This is a genomic window from Aerococcaceae bacterium DSM 111021 (assembly GCA_020112395.1).
Lineage (GTDB): Bacteria > Bacillota > Bacilli > Lactobacillales > Aerococcaceae > Ruoffia.
On the sequence record JACCEK010000001.1, the window covers coordinates 1,002,977 to 1,017,593 of the forward strand.

Consider the following 14,617-nt stretch of genomic DNA (forward strand, 5'->3'; position numbering starts at 1 on the left):
TATGTATCTTAGTTATAATAGCACAATTAAGCCTAATTGCACTATTATAATGCTTTATTACTTAATTTTAAATTATTGATAAATTTCAGGTTTAAGCACACCGATATATGGTAAATTACGATATTTTTGTTCGAAGTCTAGTCCATACCCAACAACGAATTCATCTGGCACTTCAAGCCCTACGTAATTTGGGATAATATCTTTAACCACACGACGTGCGGGCTTATCTAATAACGTACATACTTGCACAGATGCAGCTTTACGGTATTTAAATAAATCAACTAAGTACTTTAATGTACGTCCTGTATCAATGATATCTTCTACAACTAGAACATGACGACCTTCTAGATGTGTATCTAAATCTTTGATGATTTTAACTTCACCAGAAGATTCAAAGGCATGTCCATAACTCGATACGTCCATGAAATCAATCTCTAAATAGACATCCATCGCTCGAACAATATCCGCCATAAAAATAGAAGCCCCACGTAAGATTCCAACGACTACTACCTCTTTGTCTTTATATTCCTTTGTCAACTCTTCACCTAATCGGTTAACAGCTTCCTGAATCTCTTCTGGGGTTACTAATACTTCTTTTATGTCTTGTTCTAACATTTACTTTCTCCTTTATTATGTATTATCTTTTATTCATAATAACTACTATTTAATATCTTGCTTTTATAAATAAAAGCAAATAGTTAGCGTTATTGATATTATGAAGTAAATGTTACCATATTATCAAGTATTATTCTTGCTTTTTTGATATATAAATAGGTGAGTTTGGTTTTCTATCATATTATAATAATTTTCATCTTTACTAATATGAGGTAACATCCCCAATACTTCACCTTTATTACTTTCAAGAATCCAGTATTCATCACGTTTTGATTTTGGTACTTTTTGATCAATCATCACTCGGGATACTTTCTTGTGATAACTCGTTCCATTCGGTCTACGTAATGTAAGTGTATCACCATTCCCCCGGTGTCTAAGCGTTGGGAGCGGCTCTCCTTTAGTTAAAGTTAAAGGTATCTCAATATATAGATCTTTTTTTAAGTCAGTCGCAATAGCACCTATTTCAAAAACACCTGCTGATTCATGTTTGTTGAGTTTATACCAGTGATTAATCCGGTTAAACTTTATTTCACTTTGCTCAGTCATTTCAGCTACAAATTCTTGAGGTTGTACCCATATATAATCATATTCTCTTAACGCGACCCAATTATTTGCAATATTAATCGTCATATTTGGCGCATCAGTTTGTGTAATTAAACGTTCTAATTGTTTTACTGCAGCCTTATTGTAAGATTGAATCTGATGAATTAATCTTTCTTCTAAGAAAATCGCTAAGTAAATCTGGATTAAATCTTTTGACAACTCAAGAAATTTAGGTACATACAGAAGCCAACGTTCACCTGATAACTGCATTAATAGTTCAGGTTCAGTTTTTAAATATTGGTTATAATGCGCATCATAACTCGCTTCTAACTGTTCTGTCAAAAGTAACAAATTAGATAGAAACTGTGGATTCTCCTCTTCTAGAAAAGGCAGCATCTTGTGTCTCATTCGATTTCTCATATAGGTCAAGTCAGCATTCGTCTGATCTTCATTATATGGAACTTGATGTTCTTCTGCATATTCATACAATGCCTCTTTTTTTGCTGAACTTAATGGACGGAGTACACGAACTGATTTCGAATGTTTTGTCGATGTTGTCAGAATACGTTGGTAGTTTGAACGAATGCCTCGAACCCCACGCAATGACGTTCCACGAATCAAACGCATCAATACAGTTTCTCCTAAATCATTCAGATGATGCGCTGTCATTAATGTGTCGCTATTCGTCTTTACCATGACATCTCCAAAGAATTGATAACGAGCGTCCCGAGCACTAGCCTCTACATTCACTGTAGCCGGCTCATCCCATTGACTTATAAAGTATGTTAACTCATGCTCTTTTGAATACTCTTTTACCAACTGAGCATCTTGATCACTTTCATCTCTTAATTGATGATTAAAATGAGCAACAATAAATTCTTTTTTATCTTCTTTAGCTAATTGTTCATTTACTTGAAGCATAATATTCAATAAAACCATTGAATCTAACCCTCCCGAAACGGCAAGTAATATTCTTTTGCTTCGAGTCCAATGTGTCCATTCATTCAACTGTTGTTTAACATTATTCAACAAATTACTCATACATCATCACCTCGCTTTCTCAGTAACGAAGTATATTTTAACACGATTAGAGATAAAGTATAGAATAATTATATTAACTATACATTAAGTATATTAATCTTTCGCGCTTAATTCATTTTGATCTCTAATCTATCATGTTATTATATAGTTACGTACTCTAATATATTCTTTAATTTTCAAACTCCATTTTTAGTATAAACTTCCTTTTAATTTTTTAAAAGTAAAAGTTTAAGTTACGTGACTTTTCCAGATAAAGGAGACACTATGAAAAATATAAAAGCAATCGGTTGGGATTTAGACGATACTTTATATCAACGCGGAGATTTTTATCGCTCTGTATTCGAAACTATGCAACAGAATGTTATTAAAATCAATCACTCATTCAAAGAGTTTTACCGCATTTTTGAAATTCAATCAGATATTGAGTATGAGAAATTTATTCGAGAAGGCAAAGAAAAAGATGATTATCAAATAGACCGTGTTATTTCTACTTATAATCATTTCAATTATCAGATTTCACGAGATCAAGCAATTATCTTTACTTCACTCTATCTCTATTACCGTAATCACTTAAAACTTCATAACGATGTGTCGAATGTTTTCAAACACCTAATTGACTCAGGTTATGAATTATTTATATTAACAAATGGCCCTTCAATCGATCAACGAAATAAATTATCCAAGTTACAAATAGCTAATTGGATCCCAGAGAACAGGTGGTTTATCTCTGAAGAGCTTAACTATTCAAAACCTGATATTGAGTTATTCAAACAAGTCGAACATACATTAGGCTATCAAAGCCACGAACTTGCATATATTGGAGATAATTATCAGAATGATATTTTCGGCTCAACTCAAGCTGGTTGGCACGCTGTCCATTATTTTCACCCTGCGAATAACGGGAAAGAGTTGAATCATCCAGCAACCATTCATCATATAAAAGAGGTCATTAATCTTTTTTCTTAGAATGTGTCTATGTTATTGGATAGCTTCATAAATAGTTAACACTATCATGCTAGATTAAACCTAATATATAGGAGGAATTCAAATGACAAAAATATTAATCATAGAAGATGATTTGGAACTAGCTAATATGTTCAAATCTGTTCTAGAACATGCTGATTATGATGTTGAAACAGCTGGCAACGGAGTGTTCGCTCTTGATTATCTCGATAAAGAATATGTTGATTTAATTATTACAGATATTATGATGCCTGAAATGGATGGTTATGAGTTTGCTGATGCAATGCGTCAAATCGGTGATGAGGTACCCATCTTAGTTATCTCTGCCAAAGATGATTACGAAGATAAGAAACTTGGCTTTAGAATCGGTGTTGATGACTATATGGTTAAGCCGATTGATGTTAAAGAAATGGTACTGAGAGTTGAAGCTTTATTGCGTCGTTCAAAAATCACGAACAGCCGACACTTGATTGTAGGCGAAACAACTTTAAACCAAGATAACTTTTCAGTTACTACTGGTGAAGATGTGTCATCTTTACCTCAAAAAGAATTTTTACTTTTACAAAAGCTTTTATCATACCCAGATAAAATTTTCACACGCCAACAACTCATGGACCAAATTTGGGGCTTAGATACACAAACTGATGAGCGAACAATCGACGTTCATATCAAACGTTTACGTGATCGTTTTTCTAATAATGATGACTTTAGTATTTTAACGATTCGTGGACTTGGCTACAAAGCAGATATTAACCAATGAAAAAGTGGCTAGAATCACGTTTATGGATTTACTTTTCATTCGTAACTTTACTACTAACTATTATATTTGCTGCTACTTTAATCATTATTGTCTTAACTTTAGAACAATTTTCTCTATTACCTGACTTTGATTCCTCGCCTAAGTTATCTTGGGTGATTCCAATCACTTTCAGTAGTGTCATTGGTGTTGTAATTTCTGGAATTGTTATGATCCAATTACTCAATCCAATTATTAAACTAAAAAAAGCTATGAGTAAAGTAATTGAGAGTGATTTCTCTGTTCAATTAGATGAAAATCAACGTATCGCAGAAGTATCAGAATTGTATCATTCTTTCAATTTGATGGTGAACGAGCTGAATAGTATTCAAAGATTACAGAGTGATTTTACCTCAGTCATCTCGCACGAATTCAAGACGCCTTTATCATCAATTCAAGGTTATGCGCAATTGCTTCAATCGCCTGATTTATCACAAAGTGAACGTGAGACCTATCAACATCGTATTATCGTAGCAACTAAACAACTATCTGGACTTTCAGAAAATATATTAAAGTTATCTAAACTGGATAATCAATCGATCTCAATCGAGAGAAAATCTTACCGCCTAGATGAACAAATTCGTGAAAGTATTCTTAGTCTCTATAATCAATGGGATGAGAAAAACTTAACTATGACCATCGATCTAGATTCAACTGTTCTTTATGCTAATGAAGATTTATTGAATCAAGTTTGGATTAACTTACTAGATAACGCGATTAAGTATAGTGAGCAAAATGGTCAAATCATTATTCATCTGAAAGATTCTAAAGATTATGTGGAAATCATTATTGAAGATACTGGTATTGGTATCCCTTCAGAAAAATTAGATATTATTTTCGAACGATTCTTCCAAGTAGACGGCAGTCGGTTTACTTCTGGTAATGGGCTTGGGTTAGCTATTGTGAAACGTATTATCGAAAATCACGAAGGTACGATTGAGTACCAAAGTGAATTAGGCGATGGAACCAAAGTTATTATCATGCTTCCACACAAAAAAGTTGTACACACCAAATAATAAAGACCTTTAAATACGAAGAGTATAAATGTAAATATCACATATATTTCTGTGACAAAAACAAATTCATTGTGACGCTGGAATAAACGATTAAATAATCTTCAGCATATTCATAACAAGTTTTGTCTAAAATGTAAATAAAAAGAGCGGATTCCATATTGCAATGGAATCCGCTCTTTTCTGTATCATAAATAGATTAGTTGCGACGGCCTCCGCGACCTCCGCGTTTACCTTCAGTATTACGACGTAAAGAAGATAAGTTATCTTCACTATCTTTAAGGAATTGATTCATTAATGAATCAAAATCATTTCCTCCACCACTGTTGTTATTGTTGTTGCTTCTACTTTGTTGTGGTCTACTGCTTGAACTGTGGCTTGGTTTGCTATAGCCACCTTTATTGCTACTATGACTTTGCCCTTTATATTCACTCGGTTTTCTATCTCGTGAAGGTGCAGGTCTTGATGTTGCTTGATCTGGTTGCGCTTGTTCATTCGCTTTACGAATTGACAAGTTAATCTTTCCATCTGGGGTGATTTTAAGAACTTTAACTGTGACTTCATCGCCTACTGATAAGATATCGTTAATATCTTTTACGAATCCATCTGAAACTTCACTAATATGAACGAGTCCCGATTGATTTTCTGGTAACGAAACAAATGCACCAAAGTTTGTTATACCTGTAACTTTACCTGAAACCTTTTGACCTACTTCAACTGACATTAATTACAATTTCCTCCTTGATTTTCTATCTTATTGTAACGAGTAAGGGATTATTCTTGAACGTCTCCTAAATCAAAAATAATTTCACCTGGTTTACTATAATAATAGTCACGTCTTGCAACATCCGCGAGGTATTCAGCGTCTTGCATATGTTTATACTCTTCTTGAGCCTGAATATTCTCTTGCATTGCTTCCTTTTCTTGTTCTTTTGCAGTAGCTAACTCTTGTGTTAACACTTCTGATTCCCAATAAGCTTGCACTAATGGGACTGTTGCTAGTGTTACTCCAATAATACCTATTGCAAGAACACCTAATGTTTGCATTTTAAATGCATTATTAGGCTTTTTCTTTTTCTCTACGGGTTCAGCCATATTAGGACGTTCTCCCCGTTGATTCGGAAGATACACAACTTTTTCATTATTTCTATGATTGTTTGTTTTCGTTTGTTGCATACGTTTCACCCCTTATTCATATCCGAGTATAACAGTATTTTTGTTAAATATCCATTATAAATGAAAAAATAAAGGGAACTCACTCCATTAATAAGACTGTTCTAGACGTTCTTCTGAAATGATTTTATACATGTTTTGAGCATCTTCTTTTTTCGTTGATTCTTGTAACTCATTTACTTCAACAGTCATGATACGATTACCGAATCGAACGCTTAATTCATCTCCAACTGAAACAGCTGAACTTGACTTAGCTACATTGCCATTGATTGTAATTCGACCTTGGTCTGCGACTTCTTTCGCGACAGTTCTTCGCTTAATTAAACGAGACACTTTCAAAAACTTATCTAAACGCATATCTACACCTCCTGTGTTGCTTGGCTCAATACATTAGCAGTATCTCTGGTGAAATGAATCAACGCAGCTAACCACTGATCATTGGCTTTATTATAAGCGTTTAAGCTCACTTCTAATTTATTCGTATTAATTTGAACCTTCGCTTGTAATGGTATATTTTGTAAAGCTTCAAATATATTTGCACCTTGTAAATGCTTTGTAGCTTGTTCATTAAACGTAGCAATAATCTCTTGACGCTTACGTTTAAATGATATAATTCCGGCTTCAATACTATAATGTTTGATTAAGGCAATATCTAATAAATCTGATACTTCGTCTGGAAACTCTCCAAATCGGTCAATCAATTCATCTTGTAAGCTTCGATACTCTTCTTCAGAGCTAATGTTTTGAATGGATTTATAGACACCAATTTTTTGAATATCATCATCAATATATTCACCAGGAATATAGGCATCAATATTAATCTGCCATTCAAATGTGTCAGATTGAGTACTTGATTTCACGCCATTACCTTGGCGTGAATCAACCGCATCTTTCAACATCTGGGTATATAAATCATACCCTACTGAGTCAATAAATCCAGATTGTTGCTTACCTAGTAAGTCTCCAGCACCACGAATAGATAAGTCTCGCATCGCTATCTTAAACCCAGATCCTAATTCAGTAAATTCACGAATGGCATTCAAACGCTTCTCACTAATCTCATTTAGCTGCTTAAACGGCTCATACATGAGGTAGGCATAGGCTAAACGGTGAGTACGTCCAACACGTCCTCTTAACTGATACAGGGTCGAGAGCCCCATATGGTCTGCATTTTCGACAAATAATGTATTCGCATTTGGTATATCTACACCCGTTTCAATAATCGTGGTTGTAACTAAAACATCATATTCCCCACCAATAAAATCAACGAGGACACGTTCTAATTCAACTTCAGATAATTGCCCATGCGCGACGGCAACTCTTGCATCTGGTACAAGCGTTGATATCTCTTCTGCTTTTTGATGAATAGTTGCTACTCGATTATGCAAGTAAAACACTTGACCACCACGAGCTAGTTCCCGTTCAATACCTGTCTTAACAACACCTGCATTGAGTTCCATCACATAAGTTTGTACTGGGAATCTGTTCTGAGGCGGTGTTTCGATTAGTGATAGATCTCGGACACCAATCATCGACATATGTAGTGTTCTTGGAATTGGTGTGGCCGTTAACGTCAATACATCCACGTCTGCTTTAAGTTGTTTTAAACGTTCTTTATGCTTCACACCAAAACGTTGCTCTTCATCGACAATCAAGAGACCTAAATCATTAAATTCAATATCTTTCGAGAGTAAGCGGTGAGTCCCAATAATAATTGAGAGCTCGCCAGATTTAATTTTTTTAATGTTTTTCGTTTGTTCAGCTTTTGAAACGAAACGACTTAACATACCTATCTCGAATGGCCAATCACTAAATCGCTCTTTAATTGAATTGTAGTGTTGTTGTGCCAGAATGGTTGTAGGAACTAAAAGAGCTACTTGTTTACCGTCCATAACAGCTTTAAATATCGCTCTAATCGCTACTTCGGTCTTACCGTAACCTACATCCCCTACAAGCAAACGATCCATCGGTCGAATCTTTTCCATATCCTTTTTAATTTCTTGCGCACTCCGTAATTGATCATCTGTTTCTACATATGGAAAGGCATTTTCAAATTCTTTTTGCTCATCTGTATCTGGGCTAAATGTGTACCCTTTTTGTTGTTCACGTTGAGCATATAATGTAATTAATTCATCCGCAATATCTTCTACTTTAGACTGGACTTTTTTAACGGTCTTCTTCCATTCCGTTCCACCTAATTTATTCAGTCTTGGTGTTTTAGACTCTGACGCAACGTATTTTTGTAGTTGATTTATATTTTCAACTGGAAGCAAAACACGGGCATTATCTTCATACTCAATCGCTACTAAGTCTTTATGGACACCACTAATGTCCATCGTTTCGATACCGACGTAACGTCCGATTCCGTGACTTAGATGAACAACATAATCTCCAACGTTTAACTCATTATAGCTTTTAATACGTTCAGAGTTTGATAAGCCTTGTGGTGTTGCTTTCTTTCGTCTTAATTGATTGAATAACTCTAACTCTGTTACTACTACCCATTTTTCATTAGGTAGTTCAAACCCTTTTGCTAAAGGTGTTATTACAATATTAACTGCACCTTCTTGAGGTATATTTCCTTCTTGAATAATAGTTGGGGAGATATTATTCTCTTCAAATAAATTTAACGCTTTCGTTGCATCTTTATCAGTTGAAACTGTCACTTGAATCATCATACCTTGCTTCAACCATTGATCCATCTCACCTTTAATTAACGGCATCTGATGAAAGAACTGATTCATACTTCGGTATTGATAAGTGAATACATCTGAAAATCGAATATTAGCTAAACCACCTTGCATCAATGAAAAGTATTGCGTTAACTTTTTATTGCTTGCTTGTCTAATTTCTTCGTACGCATCTAATTGAATAGAAATACCAGGTAAAAGTTGGCCTTTAGTTATTTCTTGTTCAATCCAAAATTGGTCTTGTTCTATGGCATGAAATTCATTTTGTTGAATTCGTCCCATCTCCATAATAATCAGCTGAGCATCACTCTTCAAGTAATCTACTAAAGAAGTGCCTTCTTCGTCCCACAAGCTTAAGTAAGCGTTGCTATATTTTAATGGTTCGCCTTGCTCTAATAAGGTATATTGTTCAGTTTGAACTGACTTCAATTGCAGCTTTAACTCTTCATCTTCCATCCTATTCAGATGTTTTTCTAAGTGTTTTTTTAGTTTAGGTAAGATTGATCGTTGATCAGTTGGTGTAAATAATACATCTTGTGCCGGATAGAACTCCGTCTGCTCAAGATTCTCCATCGACTCTTGAGTATCAGGGTTAAATAATCGAATTGAATCTAATTCTGTATCAAAAAAATCAAGTCGAATTGGTTGTGATGCATTGAGTGGATAGAAATCAACGATACTTCCTCGAATACTATATTCTCCAGGAGATTGAACCATTCCTTCTCGTCGATAACCATATTGATTGAACAGTCGTTCGAGTTGATCCCGTTCAAATTCCATACCAACTTCCATCATAAAGACAGCTTCTTTCCACCTTTCAATTGGTGTAAGTCTCATACGTAAAGCACCTGATGAAGCCACAACAATACATGGTTCACCACTCATTAAGGCATTCAATGTTTTAACTCGTTCAGCAGTATTATCCATTGAAGATATTGAATATGTTACAGCAAGTGATTCTTCGTTGGGAAATAGCAAGACAGGAACATCTGGTAATAAACTAGCTAAATCTTCATAAAGTTCATTTTGTTGCTTACTTCTCGGTTCAATCACCAAATATTGTTTTGGATGGTTGATATATTGTTGAGCAATGAATACTGAACGCGCACTGTCATCCAAACCTGTAATCAGTTTTGGATCCTTATCCGTTGAATTGTTTATATGGTTGATGATTTGTTTAAATGGTTGATTATACATAGTTGTCATTCTCTATATTTTCTCCTTTCTTTTAAAAAATTAAATACGGATCGAGGGGCTCATTTCACTGACCCCCTTCAATCCTTTATATTTTTTTATTCACTGTAACTTTATTCTATCATATTTTACTTATTATATTCACTCATAACGTTCAAGAATTCCTTGCCATCAAGCCAAGCTTCGATAGCATCTACACAATGGTCGACTGCTTCATCGACTGCAATACGATCTTCTGCAGTAAATCTCGCCAATACATGATCAACTACTTTCCAACCACCTTTAGGTCGTCCGATTCCGATTTTAGCACGATTAAATTCATTCGTTCCAAGCATATCGATAATGCTTTTCACTCCGTTTTGTCCGCCTGAACTTCCTTTTTTACGAAGACGCACACGGCCTGGTTCCAAATCTAAATCATCATGAATTACTAAAATATCATCAATATCAACACCGTAGTAACTCATGGTTGGTAGTAGAGCTTCACCAGAAAGGTTCATGTATGTGAAAGGTTTCATTAATAAAACTTTTTCGCCGTTTCTATGCCAAATTGTAAAGTCTGATCTAAACTTTTGCTCAGTCATTTGTAATTGATTGCGTCTTAGTATCTCATCAATAACGTCAAAACCGATATTGTGACGACTACCTTTATACTTACTTCCAGGATTTCCCAAACCTATAATTAACTTCACTTATATCACCTATCATTCCTTAATAAAATCTCTTCGGTAGTATATCATAATCCTACTTATAAATCTTAGGTATGAATTATTTTCAATTTGGAAACGTTTAAATTATAATAACTATTGTGAAGTTTAAATGCATTGTGATATACTGAGCTTATAATGAAAGGGGATTTTTATTATGACAGACACATTAGATAAAATTATATTAATTGGTGACGGAGCTGTAGGGTCAAGTTTTGCATTCTCACTTACACTACAAGGTGTAGGACGTGAGTTAGGTATTATTGATATAGATGTAGATAAAACAGTTGGAGATGCGATGGATCTATCCAGTGCCTTAGCATACCATTCTACTAAGAACATCTACTCTGCAAATTATTCAGATTGTCATGACGCAGATATAGTTGTCATTACTGCAGGAGCAGCACAAAAGCCTGGCGAAACACGTTTAGATTTAGTACATAAAAACTTAAAAATCTTTAAATCAATTGTCGAAGAAGTTGTTGCTTCTGGATTTAATGGCATATTCTTAGTTGCCACAAACCCAGTCGATATCTTAACTTATGCGACTTGGAAATTTAGTGGCTTCCCGAAAGAACGAGTTATTGGTTCAGGAACTTCTTTAGATACTGCTCGGTTCCGTCAAGAAATTGCTTCACTAGTTGATGTCGATGCTCGTAATGTTCATGGATATATTCTTGGTGAACATGGCGACACCGAATTCCCAGTTTGGTCACATGCTAACATCGGTGGTTTACAAATCTACGAATGGATTAAAGACAATCCAGGAACTAACGAAGAAGAATTAGCTAATGTATTCTTTAAAGTCCGAGATGCAGCCTATGAAATTATCAAACGAAAAGGAGCAACATACTACGGTATTGCTGCATCGCTCACAGCAATCTGTCGAGCTATTCTTGATAATACTCATTCTATCTTCCCTGTGTCTGCCTATCTTGACGGAGAATACAATCAAAATGATGTATTTATCGGTGTTCCTGCTGTCATTGGCCGCAAAGGTATTATATCAACCGTTGAAATTCCTTTAAACGAATTAGAACAAAGTCGTATGCAACATTCAGCTGATACATTACGTGGTATCATTGAGGACGGTTTTAAAAGCCTAGATGCAGAATAAATATAGTCAAAAAGAAGCGAGAGGCATTTTGCCTCTCGCTTCTTTTTGAATAAAAAATCCTTAGCTATTCACAAGACGCTAGTGAATAGCTAAAGTATTTACCATTATTTATAAATAACTACTTGAATTCTAATTCAATTGTATTCGTTAATACATCACGGTAGCTATAACTAATGCGATCAAAATCATTTTCATCCTGATTTAAATCTACTACAAAGACTGAGCGGTAAGTTTCTTTAAGGACACCTTTACGTTCCTTTTTCTTCTTACGACCCATCTGAACAGTTACACTGATCTCTTCGCCGACACGATCTTCCAAATAAGTCTTTATCTCTGATAATTCATTTGGCATTCCCAATCACCTCACCGAACCATTGTAACACATAGTGAACAAAAAATCAATGATACCATACATGAGGTGACGTGACAAGTGAATATTTAATTAAATTTTATTTAATTCATTATATAATGCTTCAAATTCATAGACAGTTAATGTCTCAGCTCGACGTTTTGGATCGATACCAACTCGTTCAAAGCCTTCAGCTAATGCAATTTGATCTGCTTCACCATTTTGATAATAGTTTCGAACATTATTCCATAAAGTTTTACGACGTTGAGTAAAAGCGATTTGAATGAATTTCTCAAAATTTTCTGGTTGATTTACTTCAACTAAAGGCTCATCTCTACGGTTCAACATAAGAACTGCGGAGTCGACATTCGGTTTGGGTACAAAAACGCTTTTTGAGACAATAAATGAAATTTTAGCTTCCATCTTATTTTGAATTGCTATCGTTAATGAATTATATGCTTTCGTTCCAACTTCTGCCGTCATTCGTTCCGCTACTTCTTTTTGCATCATCATAGCTAAGCGGTTAAAAGGTAAATTACTATCCAATAAGTGCATAATAATCGGTGTCGTGATGTAATACGGTAAGTTTGCTACTACGACCAAGTCTTCAACGTCCTTTAAATGAGCAAATGCTTCATCTTTAAAGTTCACTTTTAAAATATCCTCATGAACGACATTTACGTTCTCATATTCTGATAGTGTATCCGATAGAATCCTCACAAAACGCGGATCGATTTCAAAGGCAATAACTTCTTTAGCTGATAATGCTAAGAACTCAGTCAATGCACCTATACCTGGGCCAATTTCGATGACAGTTGTATTCTCAGTAATACCTGCTGATTGAATCATCTTGTCTAAAATAGATGGTTCAATCAAAAAGTTTTGACCTAAGCTTTTTTTCATTTTTATATCGTAACGTTTCATAATTTCCGCGGTTCTTGTTGGTGTTGCGATTAATCGTTTAGATGTTTCCATTTTGTTCACCTTCCTTCAATTGTTTTTTTAATTCTTCATAATTAATTTGATACATAGCTAATTTTTTTTGCAATTGCTTACCATTAATGTGACCTAAGCGGTAATGTTGAGAGATATAATCTCGACGATTTTTGGCTTCTGGATGACCAATTAACTTGAGCTGCATCAAGTCAGCTTTATGTATATAATCCATCTCCGTCGTATTCGGTGTCATAACTGCTTCTAGAGCATTTATAATGCTGTCATTTGTTGCATGTTCGACTCCTAGACTCTTACCCTTCTTAAAAGCATTCGCTTCCTCCGGCTTTATATAAGCGTGTTTGACACTTGGGAGTGCTTGTTCGATAATTCGGCGTATACGTTTGCCTTGAAAGTCAGGGTCTGTTAAAACAATCACTCCCAATTTTTCATGGGCAGTTTTTATTTGCTCTAGTGTATCTTGATTGATTGCTGAACCATTTGTCTCAATTGTCTTAACCGTATTGCCAAATGTTTCAATCAGTCTTTTAGTATCATCACGTCCTTCAACAACAATAACTTCATGCGGTGGATTTGCTTGTCCTTTATATTGCATATTCTAAGCCTCAGGATGCCATTTGAATAATTCAAATGCATTATTGGTTGTCAGTGTTGCTATCTCATCTAAAGGAACTTCCTTAACCTGTGCTAGTACTTCAGCAACATACCGAACATAAGCCGGTTCATTACGCTTACCTCGTTTAGGTACAGGTGCTAAGTAAGGCGCATCTGTTTCGATTAAAAGACGGTTATTTGGTACAATTTTGGCTGCCTCTCGGACTGATACCGTTTTTTTGAATGTGAGAACGCCACTGAAACTAATGTGCATACCTAAGTCTAAGAATTTATATACTTCTTCTTTCGATTCGCCATAAGAATGCATAATTCCGCCTGCTTTTGGAATACCTTCTTCTTTTAAAATTTTATAAACATCATCTGTTGCATCTCGGTTATGGATTGTAATTGGCAAATTATGCTCCTTAGCCATTGCGATTAAACGCCTGAATACTCGGTGTTGGTCTTCCTTTGTTGAGTCTGGCCAATAGTAATCTAGCCCAATCTCGCCTAACATCTGAACTTTAGGTTCAGTTAGCTTTTCTTCTAATCGTTTTTCTATTGCTTGACTATAACGCGAGGCTTCAGTAGGATGCCAACCAATAACACTAATGATATGATCATTTTGTTGACTTAACAATAAGCTCTTGTCAATTGTCTTTTCATCAAATCCTACTACTGCCATATACTCTACGTCATTATTTTTTGCTTGTTGGATGATCTCAGCTTCGATTCCTTCAAATTGATCAGCATTTAAATGCGTATGGGTATCAAATAATTTCAAAATATCTTACCTTCCTTATTCAAGTCTCGCTTATACAGATTAACTGAATAAAACCCTAATCTCAATCAATAAGTGAGACTAAGG

15 protein-coding genes are annotated in these 14,617 nt (G+C 35.0%); 4 read left to right on the forward strand and 11 right to left on the reverse strand.

The window, feature by feature from the left end:
* Positions 1-72: 72 nt before the first annotated feature.
* Both hpt and tilS read right to left on the reverse strand, forming a co-directional pair.
* Positions 73-615: a hypoxanthine phosphoribosyltransferase gene (gene hpt, locus HYQ40_04630; protein ID MBZ6527053.1), complete on the reverse strand. Its 543-nt coding sequence runs from the start codon at positions 613-615 to the stop codon at positions 73-75.
* 123 nt (positions 616-738) lie between these two features.
* Positions 739-2,199, reverse strand: coding sequence for a tRNA lysidine(34) synthetase TilS (gene tilS / locus HYQ40_04635; protein MBZ6527054.1), 1,461 nt, complete (start codon positions 2,197-2,199; stop codon positions 739-741).
* A gap of 264 nt (positions 2,200-2,463) precedes the next feature.
* On the opposite strand from tilS, the gene HYQ40_04640 reads away from it, so the two are divergent.
* From HYQ40_04640 to HYQ40_04650, 3 genes are all read left to right on the forward strand, one after another.
* A complete protein-coding gene (locus HYQ40_04640) occupies positions 2,464-3,165 on the forward strand; it encodes an HAD family hydrolase (GenBank protein MBZ6527055.1) in 702 nt (233 codons plus the stop codon).
* Positions 3,166-3,247: 82 nt separating this feature from the next.
* Positions 3,248-3,922: a response regulator transcription factor gene (locus HYQ40_04645; protein ID MBZ6527056.1), complete on the forward strand. Its 675-nt coding sequence runs from the start codon at positions 3,248-3,250 to the stop codon at positions 3,920-3,922.
* Positions 3,919-4,974: a HAMP domain-containing histidine kinase gene (locus tag HYQ40_04650; protein ID MBZ6527057.1), complete on the forward strand. Its 1,056-nt coding sequence runs from the start codon at positions 3,919-3,921 to the stop codon at positions 4,972-4,974. The genes HYQ40_04645 and HYQ40_04650 overlap by 4 nt, the downstream gene beginning before the upstream one ends.
* Before the next feature lie 196 nt (positions 4,975-5,170).
* Here the strand turns inward: HYQ40_04650 and HYQ40_04655 are convergent, their stop codons facing one another.
* From HYQ40_04655 to HYQ40_04675, 5 genes are all read right to left on the reverse strand, one after another.
* Complete coding sequence (locus tag HYQ40_04655) at positions 5,171-5,695, reverse strand: RNA-binding protein S1 (protein ID MBZ6527058.1); 525 nt, start codon at positions 5,693-5,695, stop codon at positions 5,171-5,173.
* A gap of 50 nt (positions 5,696-5,745) precedes the next feature.
* On the reverse strand, positions 5,746-6,147 hold the full coding sequence (locus HYQ40_04660) for a septum formation initiator family protein (GenBank protein ID MBZ6527059.1): 402 nt from the start codon (positions 6,145-6,147) through the stop codon (positions 5,746-5,748).
* 87 nt (positions 6,148-6,234) lie between these two features.
* Complete coding sequence (locus HYQ40_04665; GenBank protein ID MBZ6527060.1) at positions 6,235-6,501, reverse strand: RNA-binding S4 domain-containing protein; 267 nt, start codon at positions 6,499-6,501, stop codon at positions 6,235-6,237.
* 2 nt (positions 6,502-6,503) lie between these two features.
* A complete protein-coding gene (mfd, locus tag HYQ40_04670; GenBank protein MBZ6527061.1) occupies positions 6,504-10,040 on the reverse strand; it encodes a transcription-repair coupling factor in 3,537 nt (1,178 codons plus the stop codon).
* A 116-nt stretch (positions 10,041-10,156) separates the two neighbouring features.
* Entirely contained in the window at positions 10,157-10,720 is a 564-nt protein-coding gene (locus tag HYQ40_04675) for an aminoacyl-tRNA hydrolase (GenBank protein MBZ6527062.1), read from the reverse strand.
* A 172-nt stretch (positions 10,721-10,892) separates the two neighbouring features.
* On the opposite strand from HYQ40_04675, the gene HYQ40_04680 reads away from it, so the two are divergent.
* On the forward strand, positions 10,893-11,852 hold the full coding sequence (locus HYQ40_04680; protein MBZ6527063.1) for an L-lactate dehydrogenase: 960 nt from the start codon (positions 10,893-10,895) through the stop codon (positions 11,850-11,852).
* A gap of 118 nt (positions 11,853-11,970) precedes the next feature.
* Here HYQ40_04680 and HYQ40_04685 read toward each other — a convergent pair whose 3' ends face one another.
* The 4 genes from HYQ40_04685 to HYQ40_04700 all read right to left on the reverse strand — a co-directional run bounded on the left by HYQ40_04685 (position 11,971) and on the right by HYQ40_04700 (position 14,533).
* Positions 11,971-12,204: a Veg family protein gene (locus HYQ40_04685; GenBank protein MBZ6527064.1), complete on the reverse strand. Its 234-nt coding sequence runs from the start codon at positions 12,202-12,204 to the stop codon at positions 11,971-11,973.
* A 90-nt stretch (positions 12,205-12,294) separates the two neighbouring features.
* Positions 12,295-13,176, reverse strand: coding sequence for a 16S rRNA (adenine(1518)-N(6)/adenine(1519)-N(6))-dimethyltransferase RsmA (gene rsmA / locus HYQ40_04690; GenBank protein MBZ6527065.1), 882 nt, complete (start codon positions 13,174-13,176; stop codon positions 12,295-12,297).
* Positions 13,163-13,750: a ribonuclease M5 gene (rnmV, locus tag HYQ40_04695; GenBank protein ID MBZ6527066.1), complete on the reverse strand. Its 588-nt coding sequence runs from the start codon at positions 13,748-13,750 to the stop codon at positions 13,163-13,165. Before rnmV ends, rsmA begins: the two co-directional genes overlap by 14 nt.
* Positions 13,751-13,753: 3 nt before the next feature.
* Positions 13,754-14,533 (reverse strand): TatD family hydrolase, encoded by a 780-nt coding sequence (locus HYQ40_04700; GenBank protein MBZ6527067.1) that lies wholly within the window; start codon positions 14,531-14,533, stop codon positions 13,754-13,756.
* Positions 14,534-14,617: the final 84 nt, after the last annotated feature.